The organism is Rhodopirellula halodulae (genome assembly GCF_020966775.1).
In the GTDB taxonomy this organism is placed as follows: Bacteria; Planctomycetota; Planctomycetia; order Pirellulales; family Pirellulaceae; genus Rhodopirellula; species Rhodopirellula halodulae.
Map to the genome: position 1 here is coordinate 69,941 of NZ_JAJKFV010000004.1, position 19,621 is coordinate 89,561.

At 57.1% G+C, this 19,621-nt stretch carries 7 protein-coding genes; 2 read left to right on the forward strand and 5 right to left on the reverse strand.

Going from position 1 to position 19,621, the window contains the following annotated elements:
* Nucleotides 1–48 precede the first annotated feature (48 nt).
* From LOC70_RS04175 to LOC70_RS04195, 5 genes are read right to left on the reverse strand one after another with little or no spacing between them, the layout of a single operon-like run.
* Entirely contained in the window at nucleotides 49–2,250 is a 2,202-nt protein-coding gene (locus LOC70_RS04175) for an efflux RND transporter periplasmic adaptor subunit (protein ID WP_230252044.1), read from the reverse strand.
* A gap of 2 nt (nucleotides 2,251–2,252) precedes the next feature.
* The gene (locus LOC70_RS04180) at nucleotides 2,253–3,680 is read right to left on the reverse strand and encodes an efflux RND transporter periplasmic adaptor subunit (protein WP_230252045.1); all 1,428 of its coding nucleotides are present in this window, start codon (nucleotides 3,678–3,680) and stop codon (nucleotides 2,253–2,255) included.
* A 15-nt stretch (nucleotides 3,681–3,695) separates the two neighbouring features.
* Nucleotides 3,696–4,583 (reverse strand): efflux RND transporter periplasmic adaptor subunit, encoded by an 888-nt coding sequence (locus tag LOC70_RS04185; protein WP_230252046.1) that lies wholly within the window; start codon nucleotides 4,581–4,583, stop codon nucleotides 3,696–3,698.
* Complete coding sequence (locus tag LOC70_RS04190) at nucleotides 4,580–6,601, reverse strand: preprotein translocase subunit SecA (protein ID WP_230252048.1); 2,022 nt, start codon at nucleotides 6,599–6,601, stop codon at nucleotides 4,580–4,582. Before LOC70_RS04190 ends, LOC70_RS04185 begins: the two co-directional genes overlap by 4 nt.
* Complete coding sequence (locus LOC70_RS04195) at nucleotides 6,598–8,601, reverse strand: TolC family protein (RefSeq protein ID WP_230252050.1); 2,004 nt, start codon at nucleotides 8,599–8,601, stop codon at nucleotides 6,598–6,600. Before LOC70_RS04195 ends, LOC70_RS04190 begins: the two co-directional genes overlap by 4 nt.
* 340 nt (nucleotides 8,602–8,941) lie before the next feature.
* On the opposite strand from LOC70_RS04195, the gene LOC70_RS04200 reads away from it, so the two are divergent.
* Together LOC70_RS04200 and LOC70_RS04205 are read left to right on the forward strand one after the other, a co-directional pair.
* Nucleotides 8,942–16,465 carry a DUF4347 domain-containing protein gene (locus LOC70_RS04200; protein WP_230252051.1) on the forward strand — a complete coding sequence of 2,508 codons (7,524 nt, stop codon included), beginning with the start codon at nucleotides 8,942–8,944 and terminating at the stop codon, nucleotides 16,463–16,465.
* The gene (locus LOC70_RS04205; protein ID WP_230252052.1) at nucleotides 16,462–19,446 is read left to right on the forward strand and encodes an ATP-binding protein; all 2,985 of its coding nucleotides are present in this window, start codon (nucleotides 16,462–16,464) and stop codon (nucleotides 19,444–19,446) included. Before LOC70_RS04200 ends, LOC70_RS04205 begins: the two co-directional genes overlap by 4 nt.
* The last annotated feature ends 175 nt before the right edge of the window (nucleotides 19,447–19,621 follow it).

Sequence of the window (19,621 nt, forward strand, 5' to 3'; positions counted from 1 at the left end):
CTTGACCGACATGATGACCGCGCGAGGGATCCGCGCATTTCGCTGGTGTCACGAACGGCGATCTTCCGCATCCGCCAACGCCTTTTGGAACCAACGCTGAATTCGAGTGACCAAGGACGCTTGATGCCAACCGAAGTAAGCGTCCAATCGCATCCCGACAGGAAGCTTCTCGGCCGAAGAGTCTTCCAATCGCAACACGCCCCGAAAATGCGGGTGAAGCAGTCGCATCGACTCCACCTGAGCTTGTCCCAAGACATCGTCCATGATTGAGTCCTCTTCGGTTTCGTCATCCAAACGCACCGTGAGCGATCCGCCGTGCGTCGCGGCGAGGGAGGCGTGAGGAATTCGATCGGTCGCGCGCGGCTGGATGGTTTCTAGCTGTGCCCAATGCACACTCCGGTCGGCGGAACTGAGCCGGATGGAGCCACCAATTTGATTGCGAACGTCTTCGATCTGGGATTGATCGATCATCGCCAGCACTTCTTTGTCCGCATCGGATGCGACCACCATGATGGAGTCTCCTTCGCGCAGATAGGTCCCGCGTTTGGCGGACAAATCATTCGCAATCACCTGCCCGGATCGCGTGGCGACCACACGCAGGCCTGCGGTTTGCTTCTCAAGAGTGGCCAGTTTTTCGATGATCGCCGTTCGGTTTTCCAACAGGATCAAACGTGTCGATTCATCCGCCGTGTCAATCGCTTTGCGGAGGCGGATCTCGTTCTGTTCTTGAGCAATCTGAAGTTCAGCGACTCGTTGAGACAATTCTCGGTTTTCGATCGTCGCGAGGTGCTGGCCCGCCCTGACCCATTCACCTTCTTCAACATGCAGTTCTCGCAAGAATCCTTCCACGCCGGCACGGACCGCAGTATCGGGATCGTATTGCACCACCACGGGAACTCGAACTGACGTTGGGATCGGCATCGAAAGACACGCCCAACCGACAACAACCGCAGCCAAGCTCACCAGCAACGCCGCCCTGGCAAACACCAGCGGCTCTCGTGCGGCCAACATTCGCGTGGAACGCAGTCCGCTCACCAGGGGACGTCCCCACCACAGCCAGATTCCGAGTGCGGTCAGCACAATGCCGGTTCCGCCCATCAGCGTCGAACTGGCGATACCGAGTGAGATGCAAACCAACACTCGCCAACCCTTCGCGGCGAAGCCATAGCCAAGAATGGTCCACCGACGCCATGAACGATACGACGACTCGGCTTGAATCTCCCCCAAAAACCAGCGGCGAAACCAATGTCGCACCGACTGGTCCGACTCCGATGCCAAGTTCGGAATCCCCAAAGCATCCGACAAAATGAAGTAGCCATCGAAACGCATCAGCACGTTGGCGTTGAACAGCAACGTGGACAGCCCAGCGGACAACACCACGTGGTGGCACCACCACCGGAGCAGTTCATTGTCGGATGTCAGCCAAGTCAATGCGGCCACCGATGCAATCACACACTCCACGAACATCCCCGCGGCCGCAACGCCCATCCGAGACCATTTCGAGGGCAATCTCCAACAGCTTGTGACGTCGACATAAGCCAGCGGTGCCATCAACACCCAAACCACACCGGCTTCACGAACGGAACCGCCAACCCGATAGGCGGCGATGCTGTGCCCCAGCTCGTGAACGAACTTCAAGGAAACCAGCGTCAACAAGAGCCAGTTCCAGTTGGACGGGTCCAAGATGGACGATGCTCCTAGAAGGAACTCGTGACGATTCGTCAGCAAACCGAACAAGGCAACCGCGATCAGCAACAGGCCCGCCAGGACGGTGGGGACCGCGAAAAGGAAACGCAATGGTTCGGCGAGGATTCGCAACGCAGACGCCGCCCCCGGAATTGGTGTCTTGATCCAAAAAGGATTCCAACGCGTCCAGATCGAATCATTCTTCGAGCCGGCTGCATCCGTCAAAACCGAACGGGCTCCGCGAGACGGCGAAGGAGAATCGGCGAAATGAGCGAGTCTGTTTTCGATCAGCCATCGTGCGATGGATTCGCACTGAGAAGACGTCGGTGCTTCGCGGCCCATCCGAGCGGTGACCAGTCCGCAAGCCTGTGCCAAAGTCCGTTTGCCGTCCAGTGCCGACAGAAACGTGTATTCCGCGAATCCGACCCGAAAGAATTGATGGGTCGTGGGGATTTCCAATCGATAAATGGGCTTCCCATTTTCGCGAACGGGCCAAACCTTCACATCGTCCGCCAAACGAATGGGTTCGCGTTGCCAATCAATCGTGCCGGGATCGCGCGCCATGGTCAAACACCCAACCAGCGGAGCAGTTGATTCCATGGACGATGAAAGACGATCCAACCGATGGGACGTTGGTCGCCATAGATGATCGCTCGCCCCTTCATCCCCGGCCGTAGCAGCCCTTCTTGATCGTCCATTTCGACTTCCGCCAAAAACACATTTTCAGATTCACGGATGGTGGCCGTGGGTTGAATGCGTTTGATCTCGCCGTGCATCACACGTTCGGGCATGGCGTGAGTGTGGATCTGCGCCAGCATTCCCACGGCAACGTGGGCGATGTTCTCCTCCGAAATCGCGATCTCGACCTTCATCGAACCAGTCGGTGCGATCTCAAACAACGTTTCGCCTCGCGTCAGAGGAGCGCCTTCGGATTGTTTCCAATCGCCGCTGAGAATGATCCCATCAATGGGACTGCGAATCTCCAGATTCTCTTTTTGGTAATTCAGCAGATCGGTTTGGGTCTTCAAGCGATCCGCTTCCAACGCGGCAATGCGACTCTTGCCGAACTCATGCGTGGCCATGGAACCACGACGTTCCTGGTCGGCTTGGTTGGCTTCGGCTTTCAATCCCGCCAGAGCAAATTCCAATTCGCGAGGATTGATTTTGGCGAGCAGTTCGCCCTGCTCGACCATGTCGCCGGGACGAACCAAACAGGCTTGCAACGGTCCATCAAATGGCACGGAAAGAAACCGACGTTTGACCGGTTGCAACTCAACCGTAGTGCGGATGTTGTGAGGTGCCGGCAGGAACATCAGCAAAAACACAGCCGACAAAACCAACACCAATGTTCGCTGCCAAACACGTCGAAACGATCGCATGCCGCGTACGATGGTGGCTTCCATCCCGACGGGTTGCAATCGTTCGATGCTCTGCAGTTTGCTGGCCAACAGCGGTGCAAACGCATCCATCACCGTCGCCGCGGAACGATCGTTGGCGGACACCAACATCAACACGCCACGAACGGTAGAGTCCGGTTCCTTCAGCGGGCAGGCCAGCAAGTGCGAGGAACCGATCGCTTGCAGCCATTGCCGCATCGCCATGGTTGCCGGGGGCGCCGCGACGTCCGATTGCCCGATGTGAGTCACGCCTTCTCGCAAACAGGCTTCTTCGGCGGCCGCCAGCAACTCACGTTCGGCGTCTCCGGCAATCTGACCGCCACCGCTCGCGTGGTCATGAACGCAGCGAAGACGGCCGCCGGGTCGCGACCAGCACAACACCGCACCCTCGGCTTTCAACCAACGACACAAGCTCCGGGTCGCGATCGCAGTCGCGTCGTCGAATTCCTGACAGCCATCCAGCGTGGTTTGCAGTTCAATCGCGGTGGCGAGCGTTTCGGCACGCTGCTGCCAATCCAGACCAAGATCGCGCGTTGCGTCAGCCGTCGCATGTCTTAAGTCATTGACGGTTGCGGAAAGCACGTCGACGTCTTCCATCAGCGGCTCCCTTCCCTAGCGAACGGCGGGCGACAGGATCAAAGGAGCGTCACTCACGCGCGTCCGGGCACCACGGATGGCGTTCGGAGACGCTTCCAAATCCAACCAGCAAACCACTCCACTGCGAATTTGATTGTTCTCGTTTGGCACCACGACTTTAACACGGACCGTGCCGGATTCAGCGGTTGCAATGGGGGAAACGAACTCGACCTTGCCAACGACCGACGCACGTTTGGAGCCCACCCGAAGCAACACATCTTGTCCGTCTCGCAATTGATCGATTCGGCGTAGCGGAACGGAGAAGACCGCCTTGATGCGATCCAACTGCACCATTTGCAAAACCACCGGATCCGTCGGGGAAACGAACTCGCCCCGTTCCTTTGCCTTCATCACGATCACTCCGTTGCACGGAGCCAGAATCCGGCGATGTTCCAATTGGCACAGAACACGTTGGTACTCCAATTCGCGAACGGCCAATTCTTCCGTCACGCTTTGCAGCCGAGCGAGGGCTTGCCGATGGTCATTTTCAGCTCGCTCCAATTCGCGAGGCGTCGCGTTGCCTTGCGTGAACAGACGGCGATAGCTTTGGACCTGTTGATCGCGCAACACCACCTCGGCTTCGGCCGCGGTTTTGCTTCCGACGGCGTCTTTGGCGGCCCGCGAAACTTCCAGCGATTTACGGAGCAGCTCATCGTCAAGTTGTGCCAGCACCTGGCCTTCGCGAACGGCTTCGCCTTCTTCGACGAGGAACTCGGTGATCACACCCATTTCCGAGGAGGAGACACGAATGCGGCGGTACGGTTCGGTGAACGCTTCGTATTCATCGGCGAGCGCCATGCCGCTCATGGGCAAGCAAACAAGGCTCGTGAAAAGACAAAACGTTTTGATCCAGGTGCGTTTCATATTCCTGCATCCATGGCGTGAAGTTGTACGTTCGCGTTGCGGTTCGATTGGGCTTTCCGAACCAACACGCAATCTCGTTCGTCCGCGGCGAGAAGCTGCTGGCGGGCAACCGCGGCGCGTTTGGCGTGATGTCGTTGGATTGATTGAATCTGTTCTTCAACGGGCAGCGTTGTCTTTGGCTGCGTTGCTGTTTGCCCCGATGCGATGACTTGCGTCAGCGCCCGAGCCAACCACGGTGCGGAGTCGCGGATCATTGGGTCGTCGGCCGACAAGAACGCTCGGCTGCTGCCCGGATCACCACAACGTGCACAACGTCCGATCAATTGACGATCGACGCGACTGGATCGATGATGTTCAGCGACAATGACGTGCAGTCCGCCTTGCTTGCGAACCGTGGGATGGAGTCCGATGTCCGTGCCTCGTCCCGCGATGTTGGTGGCGACGGTAATCGCTCCGGGCTGCCCCGCACTGGCAACCACCTCGGCTTCGTCCGCGGTTTGCAGCCCGTTGAGCAGTTCGTGCTGCAATCCGTGTTTCGAGAGTTCTTTCGACACGGCCAGACTGGAAGCGATGTCCAGCGTCCCAATCAAAACGCTGCGTCCCGCCTCGACCATTGCTCGAGCTTCCACCGCGATGGCACGAAGCTTGTCCGCTTGCTTGGAAGAAACATGCGGCGGCAGGATCACACGTTGCGATGGCAAACGCGGATTCACCGTTTGCACTTTCAGACCGTACACGGTTCGCAACTCGTCGCGGCAATCGCTGGCTGTTCCGGTGACTCCCGCGAGGTAGTCATACGATCGATAGAAACGTTGACGAGTGATCTTGGCGAGTGCCTCGGATTCTCGCCGGATGGGCAAGCCTTCTTTGGCTTCAACCGCTTGTTGCAGACCGCCTGACCAAGTCCGGTCTTCGTAGATGCGTCCGGTCGACGGATCCACAATCCGAACCTCGCCGGATTCGACCACATAATCGGCATCACGATGCAGCAGATGCTGAGCTTGCAACGCGAGTTCAATGTATTCATGCCAAGGCCGATGCAGCGAAGCATCTGACACCGCATCGACCGATTGATAAACGCGATCCAAGCCGTCTGAGTTCAGCTCCACACGTTTCGCGACGCATCGGAAATCGCGTGTTTCTTTGAGTTCGCTTGCGATCGGAATGGCTCGCCGATGGACCTCGGCATCGTCGGCTTCCCCCGGGTGCGTTCCGGAAAGCAACAACGGTGACAAAGCGTCGTCGATCAACACGTGATCGATTTCGTCGATCAGGGCGACCGCCAATCCACGTTGCAGTTGCTTGTCGGCTTGAGCATCCATCTGCAAACGCGAAAGCAGCGATGCGCCGGGACGTCGACGCATCTTGGTTCCCAGAGCCAATTGGTCTTTCAAATAGTCAAAGCCAAAGGCGTGACCGGGTCCGTAGGTGACGTCCGCACGGTAAGCCGCGCGGGTTTGTTCCGCAGAAGCGTCCTCGGGCAAACAACCGCTGTTCAATTGCAGCAGATTCCAAGTGGGTTCCAGTTGTTGATGATCACGTGCCGCGAGGTAGGCATTGGGCGTTGCCAAGTGAACGCCACGACCGGGAATGGCTGCGATGACCGCAGCGACGAACATGGCAAACGTCTTGCCTTCGCCGGTCTGCATTTCCGCGACTCCGCCACGTCCGTTCGCGATCCCCGAGGAAACGATCAGTCCCGCACGAAGTTGCACCTCAAACAATTCGATCTTGTGGGTACGACGAATGGCTTCCGAGGCGATGGCAACACTGTCGATCAAACACGTGCGCCAAATTTCCGTCACGGACGAACCGGAGTCGGAAGCGTTTCGGCGAAGCCAATCGTAGCGAATGTTGGATAGGCCGCCGGCGAGGTCTTCATCGGAGGCGGAACGCCAACGCTGGCCTCGTGAGTGGATCTGCACCAACAAATCGTCGATCGCGAATTCCGTCGGTTGCGATCCGAACGCAACACGTTTGAACTGCGGAAACCAAGATTGTGTGAGCGAAGCCATCATGGTGTCGGCTCCGCGGGTTTTGGGGGACTGAATGGTTCGCTTTCAATCATCCCGCCGAACGGTTGCGGTTCCGGTGGCGTCATCACCGAAAGATCATTCAGGGGCGGCGAAACCTCCGCCACGTTGCACACCAACAACACGCCCATCGCTTTGCGAAGGCTGACCCAAGACAAAGCGTGGGCAACTTGCGAGCGAACCAAACTGCGTTCCTCATCCGCCAAACGCTCTTGAGCGTCCAACAGGTTTTCAATCAACAGAATCGCGTTTTCGTTGGGATCGGGCAGCAACGTCCATCGCGAACGCAGGTATTCGACTTCTCTGGCCGCGGCGTTGGTCGATTGCTGTTTGGCGATCAGCTCATTGAATAGAGTCTGAGTTTCGCGAACGGCGATTTCGACTTCCGTGATCGCTGCTTCGGTGGTTTGTTGGAATTCGGCGTAGGATCGCGTCCATTCCCATCGGTTGCGACGCAAACGAGCTTGGTTGGCACGGTTGCCCCACGGACGTTCAAACACCAAACCGGCGGAGTAAGTCGGACGCCCTTCGCTGAATTGGCGGCCAATCGCCCCGAACGTGTTCGTTCCGGTTTCCAATCCGGCGACATAGGAACTGAGCAACAAATCCAAACGCGGCAACACTTGGTTGCGAGCGGCACCGACGCGGGTCGACACAGCATGCATTTGTTGCAAGCTTTGGACGATGTCGGGACGGTTGTCCAACGCCGTCAGCGTCGCGTCACGCGTGCTCAGTTCGATGGACTGCATCAATGGTTTTTCAACCGGCACCATCTCGTATTCGGCGAACTGAGCGAATTGACGATCGCCGGTTAGCAAACGCAACTTTGATTGCGCGTTGCGAATCCGAGTCTCGATGCGAACCAAATCGGCACGCCGTTTGGCGACGGCGACGTTGGCACGAAGGATTTGTCGTTGCTGAGAGTCAACTTCACCGCGAGCCAGCAACACACCTTGCATCTCTTGGGCACTTTCCAGCAAACGACTGCGTTGCAGCCATTCCGCTCTGGCTTGATACAATTCCCAGTACGCCGTCGTCACGTCCAACAGGTGAGTCTGGATTTCTTCACGGACTTCGCTGTTGGTGATTTGCGCGTCGATCTTCGCCAGGATCACTCGCGTGCGATTGACGGCTTTGCCATGGTCGCGAAGCAACGGTTGAGAGAAGTTCAATTCCAACCGTGAAGTTCCCTGCGGATTGGGAACGAGGAAGGTGGAGTTGTTGTTTTGGAACCCGCCGCGTTGGACCAGTTCCAAATTTCCACCGGAAGTCATCTTTTTGCGAACACCCGCCGACGACGAGAACAAGTTGTCGCGAAACCGTTCAGACGCGTCGCCAGTGGTCAGCGTGCTGCCGACCGGGTCGTTGGTGTCGGTGTAGTTCGCATCCAAGAACGTCAACGGATCAAACTGGGCGTCGGCGATCACGATGTCAGTCATCGAGATCTGTGGTTCCGTCAAAAGACCACGCACGTAAGGCGATGCGATCAGTGCGGTCTGCGCCAACGCGGAAGCATCCACCGGCGTGTGTTGATCGGCCAACCCCAGTGGCGTCGTGACGTGTTGGTCCCACCAAACCGTCTTTGGATCCAGCACCGTGACCTGACCACCCAGGATGCTCGGCTTGGCCAGCGCGGGCGAGTTTTCAAACCAGCAGGATTCATCCCCATCGGTGACGGGTGTATCCAAAACCTGGCTGCGGTAACGATCGATGTGGTGTTCGTAGGGACGCGAATGCACAGCGTTCGGAATGGGCAGCTCGAGGTTCTGGTGCATTTGATGGCTGGGCACTTCGACCGATGTTTGCGCCACCGCCGATTGAGGGTCGATGGCCCCGCAGCAGCCGACACAAACCAAACAACTCAGTGCCAATCGTTTCAGCCACGTCGAACGAATCGACGCGAGTTTGCTGACTCTGTGAGTGCGCAGCCCAACTTTCAGGACGCGAGTCGGCGTCGTTCGGAGCGGAGCGGCAAACAGTTTCACGTCAGCTGTCATCGAATCAAAGAGCAAGGTCGGTCGGCGCAGAACCTGGGCAAGAGTCCACGCGATGCTTTCTCGAATCGGCCGACCACGTGTCTGGGTACGAATTGAATCCCGCAATCGAACGTCATCGTTACACCGACAAGTGGGGTGATTGTCGCAATCGTTACAGATTCACCACCTCGCAAGGAAAACCAGAACTTCGCAGACCGTATTGCCGTCACGGCCCACGTTTGTCGCCTACGTTTCGGCGGACGACCGGCCCACACCAATGGGTTGTACCGTGAGCAAACGTGTGTCGATGATGTTGTCCCTTGATTCGCGCACGGAAGCGAGGTTCCGAATGTCAAATTGGTCAACACACTGGTGGCAGCGTTGCTGTTTGCGATGGGACCACGTCGCAACGCTGACCCAGCAATCCTTGCTGCCTCGTCGCTCCGTCGCTCACCGTCGTCCCTCGCCGAGCATCAGCACCCTGGAACCAATGGTGCTCTTCAGCGCATCGCCGATCGATCCCGCGATGATGGACACCGCGGATGGCAACGATTCAAGCGGTGATGGATCATCCGCTGCGACGGTGATGGAAATCCCTCTGGAATCCGACGCCCAATCGGAACAGGCAACCGCGTCATCCAGTGTTGACGATCCTGCCACGCAAAACGATTCAACCAGCGTGGCCGAGATCATCTTTGTTGATTCGGCGACTCCTGATTTGGACGCGTTGCTCGAAGAACTGCGCATTCATCGTGCCGGCAGCGAAGTCGTTGTCTTGGATGCCAATCGCGATGGGATCACACAGATATCGGAGATCCTAGAGTCACGTTTCGACGTGCAATCGGTGCAGATCATCTCGCACGGCGAAGGCTCCTCGGTCCGTTTGGGCAACGTTTGGTTGAGCGCTGGCAACTTGGATGCCTACGCCGGTGAGATCGCAACGTGGCAACATGCGCTGACCAGCGATGCGGACATTCTGTTTTATGGCTGTGATTTGGCCGCGGATGCCGATGGCAAGACGTTGGTGGATTCGATCGCCGCGTTGACGGGGGCCGACGTGGCCGCCAGCACCAATGACACGGGTCACGATCGCTACGAAGCCGACTGGGTGCTGGAATACGCGACGGGAACGATTGAAACCGAGATCGTCGTCAGCGAAGCGTTCCAGGAATCCTGGCAATACAAACTTGCCACCATCACCGTCACGACTTGGGTGGATGAATCCAACGACAACGGCGAAATGTCACTGCGAGAAGCCATCGCGATCGTCAATGCGGGTTCCGGCGGGGACACGATCGTGTTCGATGCTGCGCTGGACACACCCACTGTCTTTCAACTGACCAGACATGGCAGCGAGGATGACGCGAACCTTTATGGCGACCTGGACATTCTGAAAGATGTCACGATTGTCGGTCACGGGATCGATGTGACGATCCTGGACGGCGGCGAGATGAGCCGTCTGTTTGATCTGCGTGGAGGAAACCTGACGCTCACCGACGTGACGCTGCGAGATGGTCGGGCAGAGGGAGAGATGGGCGGTGCCATCCGGGTGGATACAGCCGGTTCCACGTTGGTTTTGGAACGTGCCTATTTAACCAACAACTCGGCGACGGAAGGGGGAGCCATCGGCAGTTTCGGGACCATCGAGCTGACCGACGTTTCGATCATCGACAACGGTGGCGTCAACGGCCAAAGCACCAACACGGGCGGCGGGATCACCAACCGCGGCACGGCGAGACTGAATCGTGTCACCCTTTCCGGGAACGTGGCGACCGTGGGCGGAGCCATCTTCGCCGAGGCCGACGCGTCACAAACCACATTGAAGAATGTCACCCTCAGTGGCAACACGGGGACCAACGTCGGCGGAGGTTTCTACAACAAGGCCAACGCGCGGATCGTTCATTCGACGATCACGGCGAACGATTCCAACATCGGCGGCGGCGTCTATGTGGAGTCGGGCAACACCATCATCGCCAACAGCATCGTCAGCGGAAACACCGCCACCTCATCGGGACCGGATGTCCAAGGTGCTTTCTCGTCGAGCGGTGGCAACCTGATTGGCACGGTCGGAGTGGCGACTGGTTTCGGAGGAGAAGACTTCATTGGCGCAGCGGCAAACCTGGACACGCTCGCCAACAACGGCGGCTATGTGCAAACGCATGCATTGCTGGCGGGGAGTGCCGCGATTGACGCGGGGGTGGAACTGGCAGGCACCGCCGCGGACGCGAGAGGATTCAGCTCACTCGATTCGCAAATTGATATCGGAGCGTACCAATACGAGGGTGCGGTGGTCGATCGCCTGTTTTGGATTGATTACGACAATCAGGAGATCAAATCCTCCAAGCTAGATGGCACGGACGTTCAAACGGTCGCCAGCGGAATTGGCCATCCCAGCGAGTTATCGGTCGATTCGGTCAATCAGCGTTTGTATTTCTCTGATCCTCAATCAGGACGCATCCGACAAATCAATTTCGACGGGACCGGGCTGACGAACATCCTGACCGACTTGAATGAGCCACGCGGTTTGGAAGTTGACCTCATCAACGGCAAAATCTACTGGGTGGAGGACGATGATTTTGAGAATCACGTCAAACGGGCCGACCTCAACGGAACCAATGTGGAAACGTTGGCGACTGAAACCGCCGGTGGGTTCTATCTAACTCGGCCCAACGATATCGAGTTGGACTTGATCAATGGTCACGTCTACTGGAGTGACCAAATGCGTCGGGTGGTCGAACGCATGGATTTGGATGGTTCCAACCGAAGCGTTCTGTTCACCGCATCGTCCTCCGTCACGGGCATTGCGATCGATGTCAAAAACAACACGCTTTACTACTCCATGGCCAATGGTGACGAGGAAATCTGGCGTGCGGACCTGGACGGCACCAATCGAAGTGCGTTGATCACCAGCGGATTGACCTCACCGGATGGCTTGGCAATCGATCACGTCAACGAAAAGTTGTACTGGACCGACGGTGGTGAACCTGGCATCTATTTCTCAGATTTAGATGGGTCCAACGTCACCTCGTTGGGAATCGCGGGCCTGAGTGAACCCCGTGGAATTGGCTTGGGAGCGTCCGGGGACAATGAACAACCCTTGTCATTCGGTTTCCAACCCACTGACGTCGTTGAAAACACGGACACGAGCGGTGGGGTGTCCGTGGGGACGCTGACCACGATCGATCCCAATGAAGGCGAAAGCTTTACCTACACCGTTGTGGGTGGTCCCGACGCGGGAAGTTTTTCGATCGGCGGCAGCAATTCGGATGAACTGATCCTGACCGATGGGGTGTTGGACTTCGAGACCAAACCGACCTACACGGTGGTGGTACACGTCGCCGATTCGATGGGGAACAACACCACGCAAACGTTGACCATTCGGGTGCAGGATCTGGCGGAACCCGATGGGCTGTGGTTCACAACGGACAAAGACGTCAGCGGCTCGTCGGTTTCCGGATTGTCCAATTGGGGTGAAGACCAAATTGTGCAGGTGGCCGATCCTGGTTTGAGCTTTGACGGTGGTGGCGGCACGGCGGGTTCGGTTTCAACGCCCGGTTTTCGTTTGGAAAACTTCACCGCCGACACCAGTGTCTCAATCAGCGGGATGCACTCGGTTTGGTCAAACTTGAGTGTCGGTAGCGGTGCCAATAGTTTTGATCTGCAAGAAGGAGACTTGCTGCTCCTCATTGACAAGAACGGGGTGACGTTCTCGAGTGAAAACGAAGCGGACAAGACCTTTGACAAAGGTGAGGTCGTCGTTTTCCGCGCGTCCACCCCCGGTGATTATTCGTCGGGCGATTTCTTCCTGTTGCTGGATGATCCCATCGGCGGGGATCTGCGAGGGATATCTCTCGTTGAAAGTGTGAATGGAGTTCAAGTCGGTGACACGACGCTTGCTCAGGGAACGTTTTTGCTTTCGCGAAGCGGTGGAAGCGAGAAAGACCGCATCTACACCTTCCATGCGGACACCGTCGGTGAATCGAACACCGCTGGTACGCAAGCGATTCTGATCGAAGGCGATGATTCAGTCGAGGATTCCAACGGAGGCAATCTGGACTTCTCGGAACGAATCGTTGGAATCCATTTGGTTGAAAACAATGTCACCGTCGGTGGTGTTGCACTGACGGCTGGTGACCTGCTGATCGCCGTCCACGAGGGATCCGATGAAAGCACCAACATCGCCGGTCAAAACGGTCGCAACCAAGATGTCTTTCGGTTGACGATGTCATCGACGCGAATCGGTGGCAATGCATCGATTGCAACCGCCGAACGTTTGTTCGATGGGAGCGACATCGGGTTGGAAAACCATGAAAATCAGGAGATCAACTCGCTGACCCTGGTCGAAAGTGTCATGTCCAATTCGCCAGTGGGTGCGATCAGTGACACCGATGCCGATCCCAATTCGATCGACGAGGACGCCAGCATCGGCACGGCGGTGGGTGTCCAAGCCTCCGCGACCGATCCCGATGGCGATACCGTGACCTACAGCTTGGTCAGCGATCCCGATTCGAAGTTCACGATTGACTCCAGCACGGGCATCGTGACCTTGGCGGCGACGCTGGACTATGACATCGCCACGCAACACAGTTTCACCGTTCGAGCAACCAGCTCCGACACGTCCTGGCAAGAAGCCAGCTTCACCATCCAAGTCAATCAGGTGAACTCCGCTCCGACAATTGCAATCAATTCGGTGTTGGGGTCGATCGCGGAAGACGCGGACTTAACCGGTGGCGTCCACGTGGCCAACATCGTGTTGACCGATGATGGAATTGGCACCAACGATTTCACGCTCACCGGTGATGATGCCGCACTGTTTGAACTTCGCGACTCAAACACCAAACTTTTTTTGCGTGATGGCGTCACGCTCGACTACGACACCAACAATGTGTTGGATGTGAATGTGGTCGTGGACGACACCGATGTCGGCGGTTCACCGGATGACACGAAGTCATTCCAAATGACCGTGACCGATGTGAACACGGCGCCCACGGTCAGCCTCAGTCAATCCGGCACCTCGCTGGCCGAAGACACCGCGACGGGATCTCGTATCAAGATGGCCGACATCATCGTGTCGGATGATGGCACCGGAACCAACGTGCTGTCGCTGTCCGGTGATGATGCGGCGTTGTTTGAGATTGATGGCAATGAGTTGTTTTGGCGAGGCGATGCGGCGTTGGACTTCGAAACGGCATCGACACTGGATGTGACCGTGGATGTCGATGATTCGTCGCTCGGCGGTGGAATCGATTCGTCGACGAACTTCACGCTGACCGTCACGGACGTCAACGAAGCCCCCTCGGTGAGCTTGGCCAATCAGGTCACCACGATCAGCGAAGGTGCCGACCTTTCGTCCGGCATGAAGGTCGCCGACATCGTGGTGGATGATGATGCACTAGGAACCGAGACGTTCGCTCTGATCGGAGCTGATGCGGCGTTGTTCCGAATCGATGGAACGGAACTTTGGCTGGTCAACAACGCGTCGTTGGACTACGACAGCAACGCCACGTTGGATGTGACGGTTGAGGTCTACGACGCCAGCTTGTCCGCCAGTGCGTTGGACACGGCGGCTCATTCGATGACCGTGACCGATGTGAACACGGCTCCCACGGTCAGTCTCAGTCAATCCGGCACCTCGCTGGCCGAAGACACCGCGACGGGATCTCGTATCAAGATGGCCGACATCATCGTGTCGGATGATGGCACCGGAACCAACGGGCTATCGCTGTCTGGTGATGATGCGGCGTTGTTTGAGATTGATGGCAATGAGCTGTTTTGGAGAGGCGATGCAGCGTTGGACTTCGAAACGGCATCGACACTCGATGTGACCGTGAATGTCGATGATTCGTCACTCGGCGGTGGAATCGATTCGTCGACGGACTTCACGCTGACCGTCACCGATGTCAACGAAGCCCCCTCGGTGAGTTTGGCCAATCAGGTCACCACCATCAGCGAAGGTGCCGACCTGTCATCCGGCATGAAGGTCGCCGACATCGTGGTGGATGATGATGCACTGGGAACCGAAACGTTCGCTCTGATCGGAGCCGACGCGGCTTTGTTCCGTATCGACGGCACCGAACTTTGGCTGGTCAACAATGCGTCGTTGGACTACGACAGCAACGCCACGTTGGATGTGACTGTTGAGGTCTACGACGCCAGCTTGTCCGCCGGTGCGTTGGACACGGCGGCTCATTCGATGACCGTGACCGACGTGAACACGGCTCCCACGGTCAGCCTCAGTCAATCCGGCACCTCGCTGGCCGAAGACACCGCGACGGGGTCTCGTATCAAGATGGCCGATATCATCGTGACCGATGATGGCACCGGAACCAATGTGCTGTCTCTGTCCGGTGATGATGCGGCGTTGTTTGAGATTGATGGAAACGAACTGTTTTGGCGAGGCGATGCGGCGTTGGACTTCGAAACGGCATCGACGCTCGATGTAACAGTCAACGTCGATGATTCGTCGCTCGGCGGTGGAATCGATTCGTCGACGGACTTCACGCTGACCGTGACCGATGTCAACGAAGCTCCTGATTTCACGCTCACCAACGCCATCACCGTAATCGCGGAAGACGAGGACATGTCCAGTGGTTTGAAGGTGGCCGACTTAGTCATTGATGACGATGCATTGGGCACCGAAAGCTTCTCCTTGCAAGGTGACGACGCGGCTTTGTTTGAGGTCGTCGGTACTGAATTGCGACTTCGTGCTGGCGTGACTCTCGACGGCATCGTGAATCCTTGGCTGGACGTCACCATCGATTTGGACGACGCGTCCATCGGCGGCGGTCCGGAAGCCACGCAAACACTGTCCATCGAAGTCACCAATACAAATACCGCACCGACGCTGGCAGATTTGGAGCGAAGTGCTTTGGCCGGGCAAACGATTCAGTCGGCCGCTTCGGTCTTCGATGGTTTGGCGGAGGATGTCGATGGGAACTCGATGACCGCGCATCTGAGCTCGGGGCCGGTCGTTGGCACGCTCAACCTCCTGCCGACCGGTGAATTCACCTACACGCCTCCTGTCGGTTTCATCGGCCAGATCACGTTTGAGTGGACGGCTTTTGATGGACGCGAACACAGTGCGGCGGCCACCGTGACGTTGACGTTCTTGCCGGTGCCCACCGTTCCACAGCCTCCTCCCACGCCGACGGTCGAGGACAACGGCAGCGGATCTGAATCGCAGCGAGAAAGCGAAGCTGCCGAGTCGGCGTCCGAATCCGAAAGCAAAGAAAGCACGGAAGACGAATCCAAAGAAGCGGACTCTGAATCATCCGCCGAAGCGGAAGCGTCGGAAGTCGCCGTGGCCATGCCCAATGCGGCGGCCACCACCACCGAAGCCGGAGCTCAGGGTGGCGAAGGGGCCGCGGGAACCGACGACACATCGGGCGATGGCCAGCGAATAGGCTCCGCCGTCAACGAAGCCCGCTTAGCACAAGAAGCCGCCGAGCGTGAACTGCAACGAGAGACCACTCAAATTGCAAATGGTGGTTCGTCCGACCGCATGGATCGCCTGGATTTGGACTTTGACTTCGGCAGCGATAGCGTGCGGATGAACTCGGTTGACTACGCCTTGATGAGTCAGCCGGGCGAGATGTGGGACCAACTCGACAGTTACCAGCACCGCTTGGATTCACAAATCAAAGGCGACTTGATCGTGGTCGGAACGGCCGGAGCCGCCGCCTCCAGTGTGACCGTTGGTGTGGTGGCTTGGGGTTTACGAAGTGGATTGTTGTTGTCCGGGTTGATTGCTCACATGCCAGCGTGGCGTGCGGTGGACCCGCTCTTGATCATGCAAGGTTTCTCTGGAAACGGTGACGGCGAAACCCTCGAAGAACTCATGGACCGTCACGACAAAGCGATGGAAGACGAATGATCTCTCTCTATCAACGAATCCCGATTCGAATTCGGATCTCGCTCGGACTGGTCGGTCTCATGGCGGGCAGTTTGCTCGTCGCCAGTGCCGCTGGGTTCTTTCCCAACGAGCAAGAGGAAATCTTGCACGGTCGTGCGCGCTTGTGCGAAACGTTGGCGATCAGTGGCACGGCCATGGCCAGCAATGGACAAGTCGACTCGTTGCGAGTCACGCTGGAATCGGTGGTGCATCGCGACCCGCAGATTCACTCCATCGGCTTGGTCTCGGTGGAAGGACAGTTGCTGGTTGCGGCGGGCGATCACGTGGGTCACTGGGACGAAACGGTCAGTGACAACGTGAACCAAATGCGCGTTCCGGTGTTCCGTTACGGAAAACAGTGGGGCGAGATGCAGGTGGCATTTGCCAACACCGGTGGATTGTTCGGATTGAACTACTGGGCTCCAGCGTGGTTGCTGATTGTCTTGGTGCCCGCCTGCTTGATCCAGTTTTCGTTCTTTCTCAAGAAGACCTTGGAAAGCCTAGATCCATCCGGCGCCGTCCCGACTCACGTCGAAAACGCATTGGACACGATCACGGTTGGTTTGGTTTTGTTGAATTCTCGCGGCCGAATCCTGTTCACCAACCGGCGTCTGAATCAATTGCTCTCTCGCGAAGCATCGGAATTGATGGGCGAGAAAATCGATGAGTTGGATTGGCGATCCATCGAAGGCAGCGATGAAAAACGCCCTTGGGTCGAATCGCAAGAGATCGATGATTCCGTGCTCGACCGCATTCTGCAATTTGAGAACAACGGACGCATGCTGACCTTCAGCGTGAACTGCACACCGATCGCGGGACAAGGCTACTTGGTCACGTTCGAAGACATCACGTTGATCGAAGAAAACAAAGTGGCTTTGGCGAAAGCCCGCGACGCCGCCGAAAATGCCAACGCGGCAAAGAGCGACTTCCTGGCCAACATGAGCCACGAAATTCGGACACCATTGAACGCGGTGTTGGGATTCACCGACGTCCTACGTCGTGGCTTGGTTTCCAACAGCAACGAAGCCGTCGATCACCTGAACATGATTCACCGTTCCGGGGCTCACCTGTTGGAATTGATCAATGACATTTTGGACTTGTCCAAGATCGAGTCAGGCCACCTGCAAGTCGAATCGATTGACACTAGCTTAGAAGCAATCGTCACCGACGTGGCCAACACTTTGAAAGTCAAAGCAGACGAACAGGCGTTGGATTTGAAAGTCGAATTCCGAACCGCGATCCCACGCACGATCCAGGCCGACCCGACTCGTCTGCGTCAGGTCATCACGAACTTGGTCGGCAACGCGATCAAGTTCACCGAGGACGGATCGGTTTCGATCGTAACTTCGTTGCTCAAGACTCCGTCCAATTCCGTGGAAGGCTACGACCCGATTCTTCGGATCGACATCATCGACACCGGCATCGGAATGACACCCGAGCAACAAGCCAAGATCTTTGACTCGTTCGTCCAAGCCGATAGCTCCACGACGCGAAAGTTTGGCGGTACCGGATTGGGACTTTCGATCAGTCGCCGTTTGGCGGAAGCCATGGGCGGATCGTTGACCGTGCACAGCGAAATCGGCGTCGGCAGCACGTTCCGTGTGGAATTGCCAACTCAGTCCGCTGCTCTGAATGACATGATCAGCCCGGAAGAATTGGCACGCTTGGCCAAGGAAAAGGCTCAGGCCGATGCAAACTCCGAACTGCTGCGTCTGCCAGCAAAACGAGTGCTGATTGTCGATGACGGAGAAGCCAACCGTCGCTTGATCGAATTGGTTCTGAAGCGAGCCGGCGCCCAAGTCGGCACGGCGGAAAACGGCCAAGAAGCCTTGGATGCGATCGAACTAGCTAACGAATCAAATGACGCTTACGCGTTGGTGTTGATGGACATGCAGATGCCGGTGCTAGACGGGTACTCGGCCACACGCCAACTACGATCCAGTGGCAACACGACTCCGGTGGTTGCGTTGACCGGGAACGCCATGCGTGGCGACCGCGAAAAATGCATCGAGGCTGGCTGCGATGACTTCTTGACCAAACCGGTGAACCTGGACGAGCTGTTGGCGATGGTGTCGCAGTATCTGGGAACGGTTGACCCGGCCGCTCATCCCGCCATCACATTGGATGCGACTCCATCGGTTCCGGCCATCGAGTTTGGAAACGAAACCGCTTCAACCGAAACACCATCCAGTGCAGCGCCACGAACCAGCGAAACATCACCATCCAATCAAGCCAGCGACGCGATTGTTCCAAGCTTGCCGATGGACGACGAAGACTTCCGCGCCATCGCGGGCGACTTCGTGTCGCGATTGCAAACACGTTTGGATGGAATCGAACAAGCCATCCAAGAATCAAAATTCGACGTCGTGCACGGGGAAGCTCACTGGCTCAAAGGAGCCGGCGGAACCGTGGGGCTGGATGTCTTCACCGAACCCGCAAGGACACTGGAGCAAGCGGCCAAAGACGAATCGAGTGAAATCGCCACGCAGATGCTGGCTGAAATTCGACAGTTGCATCAACGCGTCGTGATTCCCGGCTTGGTTTTGTCCGAAGCAGCGGCGATCGACCTCACCGCCGCAATGAATCGCGATCCGAGCGACGTAGGTCTTTCACCGGTTCAAGACATCGCGTCGATCCCAAATCCAATTCAATGTGCGTTGCCGCTGGATGATCCCGACTTCCACGCCATCGTGTCGGACTTTGTTGTCCGTTTGGACGCCCGATTGCTGGACATGCGAAACGAACTCAATGAAAGACGCTACGAGGACTTGGGACTCAGTGCACACTGGTTGAAAGGTGCCGGTGGCACGGTGGGCTATGGTGACTTGACCCAACCGTCACGCGAATTGATCGACGCCGCTCACCAGAAGGATTTGGCAACTTGCGAAGCTCGCTTGGCAGAAATTGAATCTGTTCGCAGACGCATGATCGTGCCCGGTCCGATGCCACAAGCGACTTCATAGTCGATGGGGGTAATCGCCGGTGCAATATGCGTCGCGACGAAGCCGTTTCAATCCGCTCAATCGTTCCAGCTATCCAAGAACCGATGCACATCCGGCCGCAAGCATCGGCAGTGCGACGCATGCACCGATCTGTAAGCCATGTTTCTTGGAAGCTACATACGTTGCGAATTTTGAA

Bases quoted from the DNA above. Each gene is read 5' to 3' on its own strand.
- LOC70_RS04200 (WP_230252051.1), top strand. From the start codon at position 8,942: ATGTCAAATTGGTCAACACACTGGTGGCAGCGTTGCTGTTTGCGATGG.
- LOC70_RS04185 (WP_230252046.1), bottom strand. From the start codon at position 4,583: ATGAAACGCACCTGGATCAAAACGTTTTGTCTTTTCACGAGCCTTGTT.
- LOC70_RS04190 (WP_230252048.1), bottom strand. From the start codon at position 6,601: ATGATGGCTTCGCTCACACAATCTTGGTTTCCGCAGTTCAAACGTGTT.
- LOC70_RS04180 (WP_230252045.1), bottom strand. From the start codon at position 3,680: ATGGAAGACGTCGACGTGCTTTCCGCAACCGTCAATGACTTAAGACAT.
- LOC70_RS04205 (WP_230252052.1), top strand. From the start codon at position 16,462: ATGATCTCTCTCTATCAACGAATCCCGATTCGAATTCGGATCTCGCTC.
- LOC70_RS04175 (WP_230252044.1), bottom strand. From the start codon at position 2,250: ATGGCGCGCGATCCCGGCACGATTGATTGGCAACGCGAACCCATTCGT.